The sequence below is a fragment of the Micromonospora sp. NPDC049060 genome, assembly GCF_040649055.1.
GTDB classification, from domain to species: Bacteria; Actinomycetota; Actinomycetes; order Mycobacteriales; family Micromonosporaceae; genus Micromonospora; species Micromonospora reichwaldensis.
On the sequence record NZ_JBEZEV010000047.1, the window covers coordinates 1 to 18367 of the forward strand.

At 73.4% G+C, this 18367-nt stretch carries 15 protein-coding genes; 8 read left to right on the forward strand and 7 right to left on the reverse strand.

What is annotated here, in order from left to right; genetic code table 11:
* Nucleotides 1-134: 134 nt before the first annotated feature.
* Nucleotides 135-1517 carry a hypothetical protein gene (locus tag AB0B83_RS18020; RefSeq protein WP_357579142.1) on the reverse strand — a complete coding sequence of 461 codons (1383 nt, stop codon included), beginning with the start codon at nucleotides 1515-1517 and terminating at the stop codon, nucleotides 135-137.
* An 815-nt stretch (nucleotides 1518-2332) separates the two neighbouring features.
* On the opposite strand from AB0B83_RS18020, the gene AB0B83_RS18025 reads away from it, so the two are divergent.
* The 6 genes from AB0B83_RS18025 (at nucleotide 2333) to AB0B83_RS18050 (ending at nucleotide 8255) form a co-directional block, all read left to right on the forward strand.
* The gene (locus tag AB0B83_RS18025) at nucleotides 2333-3262 is read left to right on the forward strand and encodes an acetaldehyde dehydrogenase (acetylating) (protein ID WP_357579143.1); all 930 of its coding nucleotides are present in this window, start codon (nucleotides 2333-2335) and stop codon (nucleotides 3260-3262) included.
* Nucleotides 3259-4269, forward strand: a complete 1011-nt coding sequence (gene dmpG / locus AB0B83_RS18030) for a 4-hydroxy-2-oxovalerate aldolase (protein WP_357579144.1) — start codon at nucleotides 3259-3261, stop codon at nucleotides 4267-4269. Before AB0B83_RS18025 ends, dmpG begins: the two co-directional genes overlap by 4 nt.
* A gap of 101 nt (nucleotides 4270-4370) precedes the next feature.
* Entirely contained in the window at nucleotides 4371-5177 is an 807-nt protein-coding gene (locus tag AB0B83_RS18035) for a cupin-like domain-containing protein (protein ID WP_357579163.1), read from the forward strand.
* Nucleotides 5177-6430: an aminotransferase class I/II-fold pyridoxal phosphate-dependent enzyme gene (locus AB0B83_RS18040; protein WP_357579145.1), complete on the forward strand. Its 1254-nt coding sequence runs from the start codon at nucleotides 5177-5179 to the stop codon at nucleotides 6428-6430. Before AB0B83_RS18035 ends, AB0B83_RS18040 begins: the two co-directional genes overlap by 1 nt.
* The gene (locus AB0B83_RS18045) at nucleotides 6427-7296 is read left to right on the forward strand and encodes an aldolase/citrate lyase family protein (RefSeq protein ID WP_151454060.1); all 870 of its coding nucleotides are present in this window, start codon (nucleotides 6427-6429) and stop codon (nucleotides 7294-7296) included. The genes AB0B83_RS18040 and AB0B83_RS18045 overlap by 4 nt, the downstream gene beginning before the upstream one ends.
* Nucleotides 7293-8255: an ornithine cyclodeaminase family protein gene (locus AB0B83_RS18050; protein ID WP_357579146.1), complete on the forward strand. Its 963-nt coding sequence runs from the start codon at nucleotides 7293-7295 to the stop codon at nucleotides 8253-8255. The genes AB0B83_RS18045 and AB0B83_RS18050 overlap by 4 nt, the downstream gene beginning before the upstream one ends.
* 1 nt (nucleotide 8256) lies before the next feature.
* Here AB0B83_RS18050 and AB0B83_RS18055 read toward each other — a convergent pair whose 3' ends face one another.
* On the reverse strand, nucleotides 8257-8751 hold the full coding sequence (locus tag AB0B83_RS18055; RefSeq protein WP_357579147.1) for a MaoC family dehydratase: 495 nt from the start codon (nucleotides 8749-8751) through the stop codon (nucleotides 8257-8259).
* A 150-nt stretch (nucleotides 8752-8901) separates the two neighbouring features.
* On the opposite strand from AB0B83_RS18055, the gene AB0B83_RS18060 reads away from it, so the two are divergent.
* Both AB0B83_RS18060 and AB0B83_RS18065 read left to right on the forward strand, forming a co-directional pair.
* Nucleotides 8902-10266, forward strand: a complete 1365-nt coding sequence (locus AB0B83_RS18060) for a hypothetical protein (protein WP_357579148.1) — start codon at nucleotides 8902-8904, stop codon at nucleotides 10264-10266.
* Between the two features lie 182 nt (nucleotides 10267-10448).
* Entirely contained in the window at nucleotides 10449-12029 is a 1581-nt protein-coding gene (locus AB0B83_RS18065) for an amino acid adenylation domain-containing protein (protein ID WP_357579149.1), read from the forward strand.
* A 70-nt stretch (nucleotides 12030-12099) separates the two neighbouring features.
* On the opposite strand, the gene AB0B83_RS18070 is transcribed toward AB0B83_RS18065, so the two are convergent.
* The 5 genes from AB0B83_RS18070 to AB0B83_RS18090 all read right to left on the reverse strand — a co-directional run bounded on the left by AB0B83_RS18070 (nucleotide 12100) and on the right by AB0B83_RS18090 (nucleotide 18245).
* The gene (locus AB0B83_RS18070) at nucleotides 12100-13344 is read right to left on the reverse strand and encodes an acyl-CoA dehydrogenase family protein (protein WP_357579150.1); all 1245 of its coding nucleotides are present in this window, start codon (nucleotides 13342-13344) and stop codon (nucleotides 12100-12102) included.
* The gene (locus AB0B83_RS18075; RefSeq protein WP_151454066.1) at nucleotides 13345-14247 is read right to left on the reverse strand and encodes a phytanoyl-CoA dioxygenase family protein; all 903 of its coding nucleotides are present in this window, start codon (nucleotides 14245-14247) and stop codon (nucleotides 13345-13347) included.
* 14 nt (nucleotides 14248-14261) lie between these two features.
* A complete protein-coding gene (locus tag AB0B83_RS18080) occupies nucleotides 14262-15773 on the reverse strand; it encodes an aldehyde dehydrogenase family protein (protein WP_357579151.1) in 1512 nt (503 codons plus the stop codon).
* The gene (locus AB0B83_RS18085; protein WP_357579152.1) at nucleotides 15760-16941 is read right to left on the reverse strand and encodes an aminotransferase class I/II-fold pyridoxal phosphate-dependent enzyme; all 1182 of its coding nucleotides are present in this window, start codon (nucleotides 16939-16941) and stop codon (nucleotides 15760-15762) included. The genes AB0B83_RS18080 and AB0B83_RS18085 overlap by 14 nt, the downstream gene beginning before the upstream one ends.
* A gap of 71 nt (nucleotides 16942-17012) precedes the next feature.
* Entirely contained in the window at nucleotides 17013-18245 is a 1233-nt protein-coding gene (locus tag AB0B83_RS18090; RefSeq protein ID WP_357579153.1) for an MFS transporter, read from the reverse strand.
* Nucleotides 18246-18367: the final 122 nt, after the last annotated feature.

An 18367-nucleotide genomic window follows, 5' to 3' on the forward strand; every position in this document is an offset into this window, starting at 1 on the left:
GGGGGGGCCCCCCCGCCCCCCCGGCCGCCCCCCCCCCGGCCCGCCCCCCCCCCGGCCCCCCCCGCGGCACCCCCCCGCGGGCCCCGGCGGGCGGCGGTACGCGCGCGACGGCCCCACCCGGCAGGCGACGGCGCTCAGCCACCGTGAAAGGTGCAGCCGATCTTCGCGCCGCCGGCCATGCTGACCACCCCGACCCCCGGGTCGGTGCTGCCACGGACGAGGCAGCCGGCGTAGCCGTCCTCGCCGACGACGTCGCGGTCGGCCAGGTAGACCCCCCAGTTGAGGTAGAGGTCCCGCACGCCGCCCGCGCCGTCGACGAACGGCTCGGCGGCGGGCCGGACCCGGCGTTGCAGCACGTACGGGCCGTCCAGCGCGGCGTCGAGCCGGGCCTGCCACTCGGCGCCGCCCACCGTCCACCCGGCCAGTACGCCGTTGCCCCCGTGCAGCAGCGTCGGCTTCAGGATCAGCTCGTCCTGCCGGGCCCGGGCGTAGGCGAGCAGGTCGACCTCGGCCCCCTCGGGATCGGTGCCGCGCGGGCGGACGTGCCGGGTCCACGGCAGGAGCCGGTCGAGGCAGGCCCGCTCGTCGGCGTCGAACAGGTGCCGGTGCCGGTCGTCGGAGAGCATGGCCAGGGTGCCCTTGTTGCCGTAGAGCTCGGCGTCCAGGCGGCTGAACAGGCCGACCTTCTCCTGCTCCGCGGCGACCAGCAGCGGCTCCACCTGGGCCGCCGCCGTCGGGTCGGCCAGGTCCTCGGGCAGGAAGTAGCGCACGACGACGTCGACGGCGCGGCCCGCCACGGTCGGCCGGCCCTGCGGGTACGTGAACTGGCCGAGGTGGCAGCCGATCCCCTCGATCCCGTACCCGGCGAGCAGTTCGGCGAACACCTCGAGCCGGCCGCCCACGATGGAGTAGTTCTCCGTCGTGTCCACCACGGCGACGACGGGCGGCCGGTCCGTGGGGATCATCGCGGCGCACTCGGCGTACATCATCCGCACGATGCAGCCCAGCGTGTCCGGGTACCGGAGCCCGTGCCGGTCCACGAACTCCCGCAGCGGCGGGTACGCCAGCATCGCCCGGTTGATGTCGGCGGACTCGAAGCCGCCGAGGGCGCTGGTGAGGTTGAACTCGAGCAGCCGGAACCCCGCGCCGTCGTGGTAGAGGTCGGCGCGGCCCAGCGGGACGAGCGACCCGACGCGGGTGCCGCGCGTGATCAGCGCCGTCTGCCGGGGATCCATGCCGACGGCCTCGGCCAGTGCGGTGAGGTCCCCGTCGAACACCCGCTCCGGTAGGGCGCGCAGCAGGTCGTAGACCGTGCGCAGATCCCGGGCGACGGCCCGGCACTCACTCTCCGCCAGGAAGGCGGGGGCGCTCATGAACCGGTCCCGGTACGGCTCGAGGATGACCGAGTCCAGGGCGGCGGCCGTCGGGTCGTCCGTCGACGCGCTCCGGGCGACGTGCTCGGCGTACGCGCGGCCCAGTGGCGACCTGCTCACTGCGGGCGGCCGGGTGGTCGTCATGGTGTGTCCTCTCGGGGGCGGGGCGCGTCCGGTTCGGGGCGGGCGGGGCCGGCAGGGGGTGCGGCGGCGGTCGTCATCCGGCGCCGGTCGAGCTTCGCCGGCGGGTGGTCGGACGTGCCATTCCCTCCCCCTTTTCGATCTGCCGATACACCACCGTCGACAATTCGGCCGGACCGTCCGAAAATGCCGGCACGGTGGAGCTGACGAGGATAGTCGCAAATGGTCGTGCCGGCGTCGAGGGCGAAGTGCCGTCGGCGCCGCGCGACGGATCGGTGACCCGCCGGGCGACCGCGCGGGCAGCTCGGGCGTACGACCTGCCCGGAGGCCCTCCGCAGCGCCGCGAGCGGGTCGGTGGCTGCCACCGCGCGTCGCCCGTTCGCGGGCTCTGTGACGGTTCACACTCCAGCCTGGACTGTCGCGAGAGTGACGTAACAGCCGGGTCCACTCGGCGTGGCCATCTGATAGCTTCGATCCGACGGAACGCTGCGGCTGACTGAGCGCAACGGCCGCATTGGTTGTCGTGCAGGTAAACGGGGGCTTCTTCGGTTAATACGTCGAGACTTCTGAGATCAAGGTATATGTCCGATTGTTGTTCGACTCGGCAATTCCGGCCGAACGGATTCCGCCGAACGACTCCCGGTCACGACGTGTTCCGACATCCGCCCGGCGCACCCGTATCCCGACTGTCCACCGACCGCGACGCCCCGAGGGCGGCCGCGCCGCCGTGGGCGTCGCGCGGGCCGTCCGGGCACCCGCATCCCATCCCTCGCCCGGCGGTCGTGGACCGGCCGGCTCCGGCGCCCTGGAGGCACGCCTTGAGTCTCACCGCGGACGTGACCGACGCCGAGGTCCGCGTCGTCGAACCGGCCACCGTCGCCGTCATCGGCACCGGGGCGATCGGCCAGGACCTGATCAGCAAGATCCACCGATCCGCCCTGCTGGACTGCCGCCTGGTGGCCGGGCGCAATCCGGACTCGGCGGGCCTGCGGCACGCCGAGCGGTTCGGCTACCCCGTCAGCGCCGCCGGGATCGACGCCGTGCTGGCGGCGGGGGACGCGTTCGACGTCGTGTTCGACGCCACCAACGCGGCGTCGCACCTGCGCCACTGGTCGCTGCTGGAGCCGCTCGGCCCGCTGGTGGTCGACATGACGCCCAGCCGGGTGGGCCGGATGGTGGTGCCGACCGTGACCGGGGTGGAGGCGACGACCGGGCGCAACATCAACCTGATCAGCTGCGGCGGTCAGGCGTCCATCCCGGTCGCGCACGCGCTCGCCGCCCGCTTCCCGGTGAGCTACCTCGAGGTCGTCTCGACGGTGGCCAGTGACGTCGCGGGCCGCGGCACCCGGCTGAACCTCGACGAGTACGTGGCGACGACCCGGCACGCCGTCACGACGTTCTCCGGCGTACGCGACGTCAAGGCCATCCTCAACATCAGCCCGGCGGTGCCGCCGGCGACGTTCCGGACGGCCGTGCACGCGCGGATCCCCGGCGCCGACGTCGCCGCGGTGCGCGCGGCGGTCGACCCGGTGGCCGAGCAGGTGCGCTCGTTCGCCCCCGGCTACGCGGTGACCGCCTGCACCGTGGTCGACGACCGGGTGACGGTCGCCCTCCAGGTCACCGCCCACAGCGACGTGCTGCCCCGGTACGCCGGCAACCTCGACATCATCAACTCGGCCGCCATCCTGGTCGCCGAGCAGCACGCGGCCCGGCTGGGCCGGAGCGCCCGGACGGAGGCGGCCCGATGAGGAACGTCGTGATCCACGACCCGACGCTGCGCGACGGCCAGCACGCGGTCCGCCACCAGCTCGGGGCCGTCGCCCTGCGCCGGTACGCGGAAGCGGCGGACGCGGCGCGGATCCCGGTGGTCGAGGTCGGCCACGGCAACGGCCTCGGCGCGTCGTCCCTACAGGTCGGTCAGGCCGCGGTCAGCGACGACGAGATGCTGTCGACGGTCCGGGAGGCGCTGCGGCACAGCCGGATGGGCGTGTTCATGCTGCCGGGCTGGGGCACCTCCGACGACCTGCGGCGCGCGATCGGCCACGGCGCCGACGTCGTCCGCATCGGCGTGCACGCCACCGAGACGTCGCTGGCCGAGCGCCACCTCGACGTCCTGCGCGAGGCCGGCGCCGAGGCGCACTGCGTGCTGATGATGAGCCACATGGCGTCCCCCGCCGAGCTGGCCGAGCACGCCGCGCAGGCCGTCGCGTACGGCGCGCAGGCGGTCGGGATCATGGACTCGGCGGGTCACTTCCTGCCCGTCGACGTCACCGCGCGGATCGGTGCGATCGTCGCGGCGGTCGACACGCCGGTGATCTTCCACGGCCACGACAACCTCGGCATGGCCGTCGCCAACTCGGTGGCCGCGGCGCAGGCCGGCGCCCTGATCATCGACGGTTGCGCGCGGGGCTTCGGCGCCGGGGCGGGCAACACGCAGCTCGAGGTGCTCGTCCCCGTGCTGGAGCGCAGCGGCTTCGCGACCGGCATCGACCTGTACGCGCTCCTCGACGCCGCCGACCTCGCGGAACGCGAGCTCATGCCCGCACCTCCGGTCACCGCCTCGATGTCCATCGTGAGCGGCCTGGCCGGGGTGTTCTCCGGGTTCAAGCACCGGGTGGTCGAGCTGTCCGGCCGCGCCGGCGTCGACGCGCGCGACGTGTTCTTCGAACTCGGCAGGCGACAGGCCATCGCCGGCCAGGAGGACCTGATCGTGGACGTGGTGGCGGAGTTGAGCGCCCGCAGGGCCAACGCGTGACCGGCCGCGCACCGCGGCCCTCAGCAGTGAGGAAAGGCGACATGGGAGTTCCGGACGCAGTGTCCAACGCGAACGGGTCGGCGGGTGTCCCCGTGGCCCGCATGACCTTCGACGAGTTCATGGCCGTCGGCCCCGGCGGCCTGTTCAAGGCCGACGTGCCCGTGGTGATCGCGCTGCCGCCCGACGTGCAGGGGCTCGGCCGCGACGGCGTGGCGAGCCGGCTGGCCGAGATGACCGTCACCCTGTTCACCGAGCCGGGCGACAAGAACCACCCGGGACGCTGGGAGACCCGCGACATCAAGCTGCGCGACTTCTTCGCCGACGAGCGGCACCTGACGACGCCGGGCACGTGGCACCGGGTGGTGTCGAACATCCGCAACAGCCCGGCCGACGTCAACGCCGTCATCGGCTTCGACGCGGACAAGTTCTTCGGCTACGGCGACACGCTCTACGCGGCGAACCTGTGGATCAGCCACCGCGGCGTGTTCACCAAGAACCACTTCGACGAGTTCGAGAACTTCAACATCGCGCTGGAGGGCCGCAAGCGGTTCATCATCGCCCCGCCCGGTTCCCGCGAGTACTATCCGCGTTCGGTGCTGCGCGGCTTCGGGGACAAGTCCCAGGTATTCGACCTGGACAACGTCGACCTGGCGCGCTTCCCGAGGGTGGCGCCCAAGCTGGCCCAGCGCCGTGACTTCGTCCTCGAACCGGGCCACATGCTCTACCTGCCGCTCGGCTGGTGGCACCAGGCCGAGTCGCTGGACGAGATGAACATCAACGTCAATTTCTGGCTGAAGTCGAAGAAGATCCTCCGCAGGCCGCACGCGCTCGGCGTCGCGCTGTACACGTACGCCTACCGGAGGGTCAAGGGTGTCTACAGCTACAAGCCCACCGAGGTGAACTCCTGATGAGCGAGCGCAAGTCCATCACCCCCACCCACCGCTACCGCAACAACGACAAGCTCATCGGTGTGGGGAACACCTTCTGGAACATGTCCGAGGAGCACGGCGTCGCCGGCATCGTCGGCGACCTCTCCGACGGCGTGTTCCGGATGGCCGACGGCCACGAGTTCGTCAACTTCACCGTCTGTTCCTACCTGGACCTCGACACCCACCCCAAGGTGATCGACGGGGCCGTCGCCGCGCTGCGCCGCTTCGGCGTGCTGGACCACTGCATCCCGCGCACCCGCGTCCAGACGTCGGTGCTGCTGGAGCTGGAGGAGTCGCTGGGCGAGCTGTTCGACGCCATGGTGATCAGCGCGATCTCCACGGCGGCGGCCAGCACCGGCCTGCTGCCGCTGATCGCGTCGGGGCACCTCGGCAACGGCACCCGGCCGCTGATGGTCTTCGACAAGAACGCGCACGTGTCGATGGCCAACGCCAAGCCGAACTGCGCCGACGAGACCGAGGTCGTCACCTGCCGCCACCACGACCTCGACTACCTCGAGGACATGTGCCGCACCTACGAACGCGTCTGCTACGTCGTGGACGGCTCGGACAGCCTCGGCGGCTACGCGCCCGTCGAGGAACTGGCCGTGCTGCAGGACAAGTACAACATGATGGTCTTCTACGACGACTCGCACTCGCTGTCGGCGTACGGCGAGCGCGGCATCGGCTACGTCCGCTCGCACTGCCCGGTGCGCGACGACCGCACCATCACCGTCGCGACCCTGAGCAAGGGCTTCGGGGCGGGCGGCACGGCGATCCTGCTCGACGGCTTCCCCAAGGAGACGCGGCGGATCGTCGAACGCTTCGCGGGGCCCCTGGGCTACTCGCAGAAGATGAACGCGGCCGCCGTGGGCGCCGCGCTCGCCTCGGCGGAGATCCACCGCACCGAGGAGCTCACCCGGCTGCAGGGGCGGCTGCGGGCCAACATCGCGCTGTTCGACTCGCTGCTGGCGACCGAGCAGTCGGGCAGCACGTACCCGATCCGGGTGGTGCCGATGACCGACGAGACCGTCGTCGAGGCGGCCCAGCGGGTCTTCGCGGCCGGGTTCTACACCTCGCCGGTGTTCTTCCCGATCGTCGCCCGCGGCACCGCCGGCCTGCGGGTCATGCTGCGCGCGGGCCAGACCGAGGAACAGATCACCAGGCTGTGCTCCGTGCTCGTCGAGGCGGGCGCCCGCCCGGCAGCCGAACGACCCGAGCCGGTGACCCGATGACCGGCGCCGCGCGGGCGATCCCGCGCAGCATCCTCTACACCCCGGCGCTGTCGCTGGACCGGGTCGTGAAGGCCTGGTCCTACGACGCGGACGTGCACCTGATCGACCTGGAGGACTCCGTACCGGCGGCCGAGAAGCCGGCCGCGCGCACCGTGTGCCGGGCCGCCCTGGAGAAGGCGCCCCGGCCGGAGAACGTCGCGGTGCGCATCAACCAGCTGGGCAGCGTCGCGGCGGTGCAGGACCTGGTGGCCCTCACGGAGTGCTCGGTGCGGCCCGGCATCGTGATGATGACGATGGTGACGTCGGCGGCCGAGGTGGCCCTGCTGCGGCAGATCCTGGCCAGCGCGGACGCGCACCCGGAGATCTACGTGACGGTGGAGACAGTGGAGGCGGTCACGGAGATCGACGCGATCGCCGGGGCGAGTGACGGGCTGGTCCTCGGCTCGGCCGATCTGGCCGCCACGCTCGGGGTCGAGATCACCTGGGAGGCCATGCTCGCCGCCCGGCAGGCGATGGCGCTGGCCTGCGCCCGGCACGGCACCGCCTGCATCGACACCGCCAACTTCCGGCTCGCCGAGCCGGCCGTGCTGGCGCAGGAGACCGCCCGGGTGCGGGCGCTCGGCTTCCACGGCAAGGCGACGGTGCACCCGGGTGAGCTCGACGAGATCAACCGGGTGCTGCGCCCCCAGGCCGACGACCTGCGCCTGGCGCGCAGGGTGGCCGACGCCGTACGGGCGGCCAACGGCGGGATCGCCGTGCTGGACGGGAACATGGTCGGCCCGCCGTTCGCCCGGATGGCCCGCGCCACCGTGTCGCGCGAGGACGCCTGGGCCGCCCGGTTCGGCACCGACGGAGCTGCCGGATGACCGGGCCGGTGACGGTCGACGCCGCACAGATGGCGGGCACGCCCCAGCTCGTGCGGGTGATCGACGCGCTGGGCGAGATGTTCGCGGACCTGGTCGCCGGCCGGACCGACTCCCCGGCGCGCACCGTCATCGAGCACGGCCCCCAGCGGGTCCTGCTGGTCAGCCCCGCGGTCTGGGAGCGGCGCGGCGTGGGCAGCGTCAAGATCACCACGCTCACCCCCGACAACCCCGGGCGCGGCCTGCCGCTGATCCACGGGGTCGTCGCGCTGACGGACCTGACCACCGGGCAGATCACGGCCCTGCTCGACGGCGCGGAGCTGACCGCCGTGCGCACCGGTGCGGTCGCCGCCCTGGCGACCCGCTGGTGCGCCGCCGAGGACGCCGAGGACCTCGCGGTCATCGGGGCGGGGGTGCAGGCGCGGTCGCTGGTGCGCGCGGTGGCGGCGGTGCGCCGGATCCGCAGCGTACGGGTGTTCTCGCGGACCCGGGACCGCGCGGAGCAGTTCGCCGACTGGGTGCGCGACGCCGTGCCCCACCCCGTGCACGCGAGCGTCTGCGACAGCGCCAAGGCCGCCGTCGCCGACGCGGCGATCATCTGCACGGCGACCTCCACCAGCGACAACACGCCGCTGGTGGAGGCGGACTGGGTGGCGCCCGGGGCGCACGTCAACGTCATCGGCGGCACCCACCCGGACGCGATCGAACTCGACCCTGCCCTGCTGGCCGACGCCGTGGCGGTCGTCGAGGACCGCACCGCCGCGCTGGACGGCGCCGGTGAGGTGCGCGCCGCCCTGGCCGCCGGCCTGATCGGCGTGGACGACCTGCACGAGCTGGGCACGCTGGTCACCGGCGGGGTGCGCGTCGGCGGGCGGACGTCCGTCCTGCGTACGGTCGGGATGGCCATCGAGGACACCGCCGCCGCCGTGGCGCTGCACGAGGGGGCGGCGTCCGTGGCGTAGGTCAGGCGGAGCTCTCCCGGCAGCGGACCATGAAGGAACGCTCGAAGACGATGACCGTCTCGCCGGTGGACTTCGTGCCCGTCGTCTCCACCGTGACGATGCCCTGGCCGGGCCGGGACCGGCTCAGGCGCTTGTCGAGGATGCGGCTGGTGGCGTACAACGTGTCGCCGACGAACACCGGCTCGCGCAGGCGGACCTTGTCCCAGCCGAGGTTCGCCACCGCCCGCGCCGACAGGGCCTGCACGGTCATGCCGCCGATCAGGCACAGGGTGATCCCGCTGTTGACGAGCACCCGCCCGTACTCGCTGCCCGCGCCGTAGTGCTCGTCGAAGTGCAGCGGGTGCTGGTTCATGGTGAGCAGGGTCAGCCAGGTGTTGTCGGTCTCGGAGATGGTGCGGCCCGGCCAGTGCCGGATCACCATGCCGGGCTCGAAGTCCTCGTAGTCCCCGCCGTGCTCTTCGCGGTACTCGTTGCCCTGGACATGACGCAAGGTCATCGGCAGTTCTCCCGTGTCGGAGGTGGACGAACCGACGCGGTCCCCGTCGGACGTGAATGTTAGTCTATGTCGATCATCGTTTCGGAGACACCGGCCCCGCGGCGAGCACGCACCGGCGCCGGCCCGACGTGCGATTCCGGGGAGCGTCAGATGACCGTGCGCGAGCATGTCGGCAGTGCGGGGCCGGCCGGGCATCCGTGGTTCGGCACCCACCGCGTGGCGCCGGCCGCGCCGGCGGAGACGATCCGCGGGATGCTCCGCCACGAGCTGCGGGACACGGGCTGGCCCTACCAGCGGCTGCTGCCGGCGGCACCGATCGCCATCCCGCGCGCGTCCTACGCCGAGATCTTCCGGGCGGCCGCCGCGCTGGTCGACCTGCTCCGCCGCACCGCCCTCGAGACGGCCCCCACCACGCAGGGCCGGCTGGCGGCCTACCGCATGCCGCAGAGCGAGGATCAGCTGTTCGTGCGGGACCCGTTCGTCGAGGAGCGCTATCCGGACTGCGTCGTGCGGCCGGACGTCGTCATCGGGCCGGACGGGCCCCAGTTCCTGGAGTTCAACGTCAGCGGCGCGCTCGGCGGCGTGGTGGAGACGCGCAGCCGCCTCGAGGTGTGGCGCAGGCTGCACGGCGACGCGGAGGGCAGGACCCCGTTCAGCTCCCCGGACCCGTTCGCCGTGCGCGCCGAGATGTACCGCTCGCTCTGCGCCGAGCTGGGGCTGGCGCCCAGGGTGGCCATCGTCGGCAGCGCCCGGGTCTACGGCGTGCAGAGCCGCTACTTCCAGTTGGAGGCCGACTACCTCAACAACCACGGCCTCACCGCCCGCTTCTTCGAGCCCGAGGAGCTGCCGGAGGCGTGGGACTGCCCGCCCCACCTGCGCTACCCGATCGGGCTGCGCAACTTCACCATCCCGGACTGGCTCGACGCCGGTCTCGACACCAGCTACGTGCAGGACGCGCTCGACAACGGCTGCCTGCTCGTGGGCACCCAGACGTCGACCTTCATGCACAGCAAGCTGACCATGGGCCTGCTCTCGGAGGGCCGGCCGTGGATGAGCGCGGCCGACCGGAGCCTCGTCGACAGGTACGTGCCGTGGACGCGGATCCTCGCGGACCGCCGCACCAGCCGCGCGGGTCGCGAGGTCGAGCTGCTCCCGTTCGTCGTGGCGAACCGGGACCTGCTGGTGCTCAAGGCGGGCCTGGGGGAGAGCGGCAAGCAGGTGGTCATCGGCGGCGAGGTCGACCAGGCGACGTGGGAGTCCGCCGTCGCCGAGGCCGCCGCCGACGGCACCAGCGTGGTGCAGGACTTCGTGGCGCCACGTACGTGCCGGGTCGCGCTCCTCGCCGACGGCGCCGACGAGCCCCACGACGTCGAGGTCGCCCCGGTGATCGGGCCGCTGCTGTTCGGCGGCCGCGCGGCGGGCCTGTTCTGCCGCTACTACGGCGACGGCTCCGCCGGGATCGTCAGCGCCCGGGGGCGCGACAGCGGCTCCGACAACTGCATGGTGGCCGTCTGACCACACCGGACCCGTCGTCGTCCGCCGAGCGGCCCCGACGATAGGGGTTCGCGGCACGAATGAGGTGTTGTCGCGGTGCGGCCCCCGTGTCACGATCGCTGCCACCGCAAGCCCGTGCCGCGCGACCCCACGGTCGACCGGCGACCTGTCGGCCCGCCGCCGTCGAACCGAAGGGACCTGCCATGCCCGCCGATCCCGAGGTGCCCGGACCGCCGACCGGGTGGCACCCCGACCGGGCGGTGCCCGCGCTGATCTGGGCGGCCGCGCAACGGCACGGCCACCGTACGGCCGTCGTCGGCGCGGACGCGACACTGAGCTACGCCGAGCTGCGCCACGCCGTCGCGGGTCTCGCCGACGTGTTGCGGCGCCACGGTGCGCCAGCCGCCCCGGTGGCCGTCCTGGCCGACCGGGGCGCCGCCCAGCTGGTGGCGTGCCTGGCCGCGCTGCACGCCGGGGCCGGCTACGCCTGTGTGGACGTCAACCAGCCCCGGGCCCGCGTCGAGAGCCAGCTGCGCGGCTGCGGGGCCGCCGTCGTGGTGACGGATCGCGACGACCCGCCGGTGTCCGGGCAGGTGGTGCTCGCCGTCGACCTGGCCGGCTGGATCGGCGCGGGGGCGGCGGCGGAGCGCGCCGGGGCGCTGGGCGGTCCGCCGCCGGTCGCGGGGGACCAGCTCGCCTACACCGTGTTCACGTCCGGCTCCACCGGCGTACCCAAGGTCGTCGAGATCCCGCACGCGGCCCTGGCCAACTACGCGGCCTTCGTCGCCCGGCTGGTCGACCCGGAACGGGCCGACGGCGAACGGCTGCGCTTCGCGTCGGTGACCAGCCTCGCGACGGACCTCGGGCACACCGCGGTCTTCCCGGCCCTCACCGGGGGAGACACGCTGCACCTGGTGCCCACCGAGACCGCGACGGACCCCGACGACTTCGCCGACTACCAGGACGAGCACCGCGTCGACGTCCTGAAGATCACCCCCTCGCACCTGGCGGCGCTGCTCGACGAGGCGGCGGAGCGGGCCCTGCCCCGCCGCCTGCTCATCGTCGGTGGCGAGGTGTGCCGGTGGGAGCTGGTGGACCAGGTCCGCGAGCTGTCGGGCGTGCGGATGGTCAACCACTACGGCCCGACCGAGACCACCGTCGGCGCGCTCACCTTCGAGGTGCCGGCCGACCCGGCGGCGCGCCCGGGCACCGCCACCGTGCCGATCGGCCGCCCGATCGACAACGCGCGGGTCGCCGTCGTCGACGCCGACCTGCGTCCGGTCGCGGCGGGCGTCGAGGGGGAGCTGCTGATCTTCGGCGCGGGGCTCGCCCGCGGCTACCGCGACGACCCCGCGACGACCGGCGAGATGTTCCCGACCGACCATCCCGAGGGCCGGTGCTACCGCACGGGCGACCTGGTGACCCGCCACCCTGACGGACTTGTGGAGTTCCACGGCCGCCGCGACGGCCAGGTCAAGATCCGGGGCCACCGCGTCGAGCTGGGCGAGGTGGAGCAGGCGGTACGCCGGTGCGCCGGGGTGCGCCGGGCGGCGGTGGTGCCGGTCGCCGGGACCGGCGCCGTCCCGCGCCTCGTCGCGTACGTCGTGCCGAGCGAGCCGCCCGGACCGACCGCCCGCGAGCTGCGCGACCAGCTCCGCGAGACGCTGCCCGACTACCTGCTGCCCGGCGCCGTGGTGTGCCTCGACGAGCTGCCCCGGACGCCGAGCGGGAAGCTGGACGTGCGCGCGTTGCCGGCACCCGGCAGGCCCGCCGCGCGACGGTAGCTCCCGACCCGGCCCCCGGGGGCGGCAGGACGGGTCCGTGGCGCGCGGCGGCGTCCGGCGTCCGCCGGCCTCAGTCGGCGTGCGGGTCGAGTCCGAGCGCGACCCGCCCGATGTACGGGTAGGCGTCCAGCGATCCGAACGGCTGCATGAAGCCGCCCGCGCGGGCGTCGCGGTACAGCCGGGACAGGGGGTGCCGGCTGCTGAAGGACGCCCCGCCGCAGATCGTCATGGCCCGGTCGACCGTGCTCACCGCCGTGCGGTTCGCCAGCAGCTTCGCGGTCTGCCACCCCCGTACGACGTCGCGGACGGCGGCCTCGGACCGCTGCGCCGGGTCGTCGGCGGCGAACAGGGCGTCCACCAGGCGTCCGGAGCGCTCCAGCACCCCCCGGGTGGCCGCCAGGTCGAGTTCCATGGCGGCGATCTCCCGCTGTACGGACGGGTGGTGTGCCGGCGCCGCCCGTCCGGGCTGCCGGGGCACCCTGGTGGCGTGTTCCACGGCGATCTGGAAGGCCGCCTCGGCGATCCCCAGTGAGGCGCCCAGCAGGGGGAAGTTGATCGCGCAGGAGCGCGCCAGGTCCTCCGGCGTCGGCGGGCCGAACGGCTCCCTGACGGTGACCCGGTCGGCGGGCACGACGCAGTCCTCCAGCAGGAGCCCGTGGCTGCCGGAGCCCCGCATGCCCAGCGCGTCCCAGTCGCCGAGCACGGTCAGCCCGGGCGTGCCGGCCAGGACGACGGCCTCGGCGTGCCGCCACCCGCCGTCGGGACCGGCGACCCGGACCGCGACGTTGAACGAGTCCGCGACCGCCGAGTTGGTGACGAACGTCTTGCGCCCGGTGACGACGTACTCGTCGCCCTTGCGGACGGCCTCGGTGAGCGCGCCGTTCCACGTCGCGCCCGGTTCGGTGGAGGCCCCGGCCATGATCAGGTCGGAGCCGCCCAACGCCTCCAGGATCGCGTCGAGCTGCGCCGCCCGGACCCGGTCACCGTCCGCCTCGGCCCGCTCCCACCGGCGGACCTGCCCCCACACCGAGGCCATGTGCATGTTCGCGCAGATGGCCGTCGACCCGCAGCCCCGGGCCAGCCGGGAGACGGCCACCAGCACGTCGTGCAGGGAGCGGACCCCCAGCCCGCCGTGCCGGGTCGGGGCGCATGCGGCGAGCACCCCGCTGTCGCGCAGGTCGGCGAAGTTGTCGGCGACGAACGTGTTGTCCCGGTCGTGCCGGCCGGCCCGTTCGGCGAGGGTGCCGACGTGGCCCTCGGCGAGGGAGACCAGCTCCCGGCCGGCGGCGGTCGTGGCGGTGAGTTCTCCGAACACCTACAGCATCCTCAGGATGGTGAGGAACTCCTCCGCCCGCTCGGCGTGGGGTTGCTGCGGGCCGTCGAAGCGGGCGCCGGTCTCCGTCGGCACCGGCGTCGGCAGCACCCTCGGGAACAGCGGACCCCCGATGGGGTCACCGGGCCGCAGGCCGTGTTCCCACAGCAGCGGCAGGACGGCGTGCTGCGGCTGGAAGGTGACGCCGTCGCCCACCCACCGGGAGACGAACGCCCGACGCTGCCGCTCGGGGCCGGTGCCGGTGGCGCCGTGCAACGCGGCCGGGTGGAACAGCACGATGTCGCCGGGCGTGAGGTCCCAACTCAGGATCTCGTGGTCGGACACGTCCGGCACCGCCTCGAGTTCCTCGCGCCGGCCGAGGTGGGTGGCCCCCGGGGTGATCGGCACGTAGCGCCGGCCCCAGCGGTGCGAACCACGCACCACCTGCAGCGCGGCGGTGTCGGGGGTGCACGGGTCGAGGGGGATCCACATCGCGCACACCTGCTCGCCCGCGATCGGCCAGGAGCTGACGTCCTCGTGGAACGGCGTCGGGGCACCCGATCCGGCCGGCTTGGCGAAGATCTGGTCGTAGAAGGCGGTGATCGCGGTGGAGCCGAACAGCTGCTGGGCGATGCGCGCCGCGGGGGAGAAGAACATGAAGTCGCGGAAGCCGTCGTGGGTCTTCCACATGAAGGCGTCCCCGGCGAACCCGCCGCCACCCAGCAACGCGGTCGCCTGCGCCAGCACTGTCGGGTTGGCGAGCAGGTACTCGACGCCCTCGGCGATCCGGCCGAGCCACTTGTCGTCGATCATGCCGGAGAGCCGGACCACGCCGTCGGTGTGGAACGCGTCGATCTCGGCCTGGGTCAGGTCGCGCGGTGGCGCCTCGGGAGGGCTGATGTCCATGTGCGGGGTCTCCGTCAGGGAAGGCGTCGCCAGTGGGCGCCGAAGAGGGTCTCCTCGTCCGGCAGGCTGACCGGCAGGGGATGTGAGACGTAGGTGTAGTTGAGGAAGTCGCGCCAGGTCACGTTCTCCGACCGGGAGCAACCGCCCCAGCTGCCGCTGGCGATGACCTGGGTGAACGGCATCCCGTTGTCGAAGCTGCCGCTGTTGCCCACGGCGGTCGACTGGTTGACCATCACCCGTCCGGCGCGGGCCCGCTCGGCCAGCCTGACCACCCGGTCGGGCCGGTCGGTGTGGATGCCGCAGCTGTGGCCCTGCCCGATCCGGCCCAGCAGCGTCTCCACCGCGGCCAGCGCGTCGTCGAAGGCGCTGAACGTCGACACGGTGAAGACCGGCGCCAGCTTCTCGCCGAGCATCGGGTCGTCGAGCGCCGGGACACCGCCGGGCGCCAGGGGAGGCAGCTGGGCCACCAGGGCGGTGGTCTTGGTCGGCTCGGCCAGGTCGATCCCGGCGGCGGCGGCGAGCGCCGCGGCGGGTCGACCGACCGCGTCGCGGTTGAGCCCCCGCCCGTCCGGCCAGAGCAGCGTACGCAGCCGTGCCGTCTCGGCCGCGTCGCACAGGTGGGCGCCCTGCCGGGCCAACTGGTCGAGGAAGGCGGCCGCGATCCCGGCGTCCACCAGCACGTTGCTCTCCGACGAGCAGGAGGTGCCGTTGTTGAAGCTGCCGCCCAGCACGATCAGCTCCGCCGCGGCGGCCACGTCGGCCGAGTCGTCCACGATCACCGCCGGGTTGCCGACGCCCGCGCTGATCGCCGGGGTGCCGCTGCGGTACGCCCGGCGTACCGTGCCGGGCCCGCCGGCGGCGATCACCAGGTCGGCGGCGGCCATCAGGGCCTCGGTGGTCTGCCGGTCGGTGACCGGCAGGCACTGGACGAGGTCCGGCGGGGCGCCGACCGTCTCCAGGGCCTGACGCAGCAGCTCGACGGTGCGGGCCGCGGAGTGCCGGGCCCGGGGGTTGGGGGTGATGACCACCGCGTTGCGGGTCTTCAGCATCGGCAGGGCGTTGCCGACCACCCCGGAGCAGGGCGCGGTGGCGGGGCTGGCCACCGCGATGACCCCGATGGGCTTGGCCAGCTTGCGCAGGCCACGCTCCGGCAGCTCCTCGATGATCCCGCTGGTGACGACGCCGTGCAGGTCACGCAGCGTGCCGAGGACCCGGCGCTGGTAGAGCGTGAACAGGTGCTCCGGGTCGCCGAGGCCGGTCTCCCGGTAGGCGAGGTCGGCCAGCGACCGGGCGGTGTCCTCCTGGTAGGCCGCCCAGCCGAGGGCCGCGACCAGGTCGTCGACGCGCTCCTGCGGCCAGAACTCGACCTCCGCCTGGGCCCGGCGGGCGCGGGCCATGGTGGCCTCGACGTCGGGCCGGTCCTCCTCTGTGGACACCGTCGCGTTCCGGCGGCCCGGGGCTGGCGCGTCCGGCGCCGCGGTGAGCGTCACGGCCGCGTCGGCCTCGCGGAGGTCACCGCTGGACACTGGCGTGCTCCCGGGTCGAGGGCCGCGCCGACCGCAGCCGGCCGATGGTCTCCTCCAGCATGTCGTCGGTGACGGTGAGGGAGAGCCGCAGGTAGCCCGGCGCGCCCATCACCGAGGCCGGCAGCACCAGGAGGCCGCGCTCCTCGAGCAGGGCCGCGTGTGCCCAGTCGTCCGCGTCCGGCACCCGGGCCAGCAGGTAGAACGTTCCCTCGCTCGGCTGGACCTCGTACCCGGCCTCGCGCAGGGCGTCGACCAGCAGGTCGCGGCGCTGCTCGATCGGCTTGACCTGTAGCGCGTGCTGTTCCAGCTCGGGCAGGGCGAACAGCAGCGAGTTGTTGGGGAACGCCCAGCCGGTGGTGAGGCGGGCCACGGTCAGGGCCCGGCGGAGCACCGCCGGGTCGGGCATGGTCGGCGGGATCGCCACGTAGCCGACGCGCTCGCCGGGCAGCAGGAGCGTCTTGGTGTACGTGTGCACCAGGAACGTGAACGGGTAGTGCGTCGCCGGGCTGGGACACGACCGGCCGTCGAACACGATGCGCCGGTACGCCTCGTCGGACAGCAGGTAGATCGGCCGGCCGTTGCGGGCGGACGCCTCCCGCAGCACCTCGGCGAGCGCGGCGAACTCCTCGTCGGTGTAGACCGCGCCGGTCGGGTTGTTCGGGCTGTTGACGATGACGGCGCTGGTCCGGGGCGTGATCGCCGCCGCGACGAGTTCCGCGTCGAGTCGCCAGGAACCGGGGGTCAACGCCACCGGCCGGGGGACCGCGCCGACCGAGGCGATGATCGGCTCGTAGTAGAACCAGGCGGGGTCGAGGTAGACCACCTCGTCGCCCGGGTCGCAGACGCTGCGCAGGCAGATGGTCAGCCCCGCGAACGCCCCGTTGGTCAGGGCGACGTCGTCGGCGGTGAACGGCAGGGCGAGTTCCCGGCTGAGGGTGGCCGCCACCGACTCCTGGGCCGGCGGGTGGTCCCGGGTGTAGGCGAACCAGTCGGTGTGCTGCGGGCTCAGGTGCCGTTGCAGGACCTCGACCAGGGCCGGCGCGGGAAACTCGTGCGGATCGCCGAAGGCGAGGTCGATCACGCCCGGGCCGCCGCGCCGCCGCGAGTAGGAGGACTGCTCGAGGTAGGCCCCCAAGCGCCGCCCGTACGCGTCGGTCGCGTCGGTCATCTGCCGACTTATCCGGTGCTCCATCCTGCTCCGATCTCCACCCTGATCCGTGGCCGGCGAGGTCGCCGGATTCACACCGTGGCGGGTTGTGCGGCGGGGACTTTTGCGGGCAGCTGACGCACCGACCGCGCGGAGAAGGTCGCGACGGTCACCAGACCGAGCACCCCGCCTGCGATGAGCAGCGTCTGGGCGACGCCGATCCGCTCGGCGACCGGGCCGACGACGGCCAGGCAGAGCGGGCCGAGCACGAACGAGCCCATGGCGTCGTACGAGCTGATCCGCGACAGCGCCTCGTTGGGCACGTGGTTCTGCAGGGCGGTGTCCCACAGGACCTCGAAGATGTCGACGCAGACGCCGTTGACGAGCATCGAGGCCGCGATCAGCCAGACCGGCGCGCCGGCCGCGATCAGCGCGAACGGCGGGAGGAAACCGAAGGTCGCCAGCACCGCCACCCGCATCGGCCGGCGGGGGCGGATCCGCATCGCCACCAGGCTGCCGCCGACCAGGCCCACGGCCTGCGCGGTGACGATCACCGACCAGGCGGTGACGCCGCCCAGCTGCTCCTTCGCGGTCAGCGGACCGAGCACGTAGATCGCCGAGAAGCAACCGTTGACGAACGCGAACTGCACGACCACCAGCCAGACCCAGGACCGGGAGCTGAACTCCCGCCAGCCCTCCCGCAGGTCGGCGAGGATGGTGCTGGCGGCGGCCCGGGCGGGGTGCGACACCCGGACACCGGCCAGCAGCAGCGCGGAGCCGAGGAAGGTGACGGCGGGGACCGCCAGCGCCCAGCCGGCGCCGAGGGCGGCCACGAGCACCCCGGCCAGGGCCGCGCCGCCGATGGTGGTGCTGTTGCGCGACAGCCGCAGCAGCGCGTTGGCCGACTGGAGCTGCTCCTGGGCCACCACCTGCGGCACGACGCCGCGGGAGGCCGGCAGGAAGAGCGCGGCGGCGGCGCCGTTGACGGCGGACAGGGCGATAACGACCGGCAGCGAGGGCCGGCCGATGACGAACACCACGGTCAGGGTCGCCTGCGCGGCGAAGGCCAGCAGGTCGGAGCCCACCATCAGGCGGAAGCGGTTCATCCGGTCGGCGAGGACACCGCCGAACAGCAGCAGCGCGACCTGCGCCAGCGACCGGGCGGCGAGCACGAGGCCGAGGTCGGTGGCGGAGCCGCCCGGCGCGTCGAGGACGGCGAAGGCGAGCGCCACCGGGATCACGGCGCTGCCCAGCAGCGACAGCGTGCGGGCCAGGAACAGCATCCGGTACGACCGGTCGGCCAGGATCCGGAGGTCGTCGCGCACCTGGCATCACCTCCGGTCGGCCGGTCGGACGAGCTGCGTGCTGGCGCGCCGGCGGCGTCACAAGCGTGCCCATCATGTGGCAGGGAAACGGGTTGCCCAACCCCTAGGACTCGGAACAGATG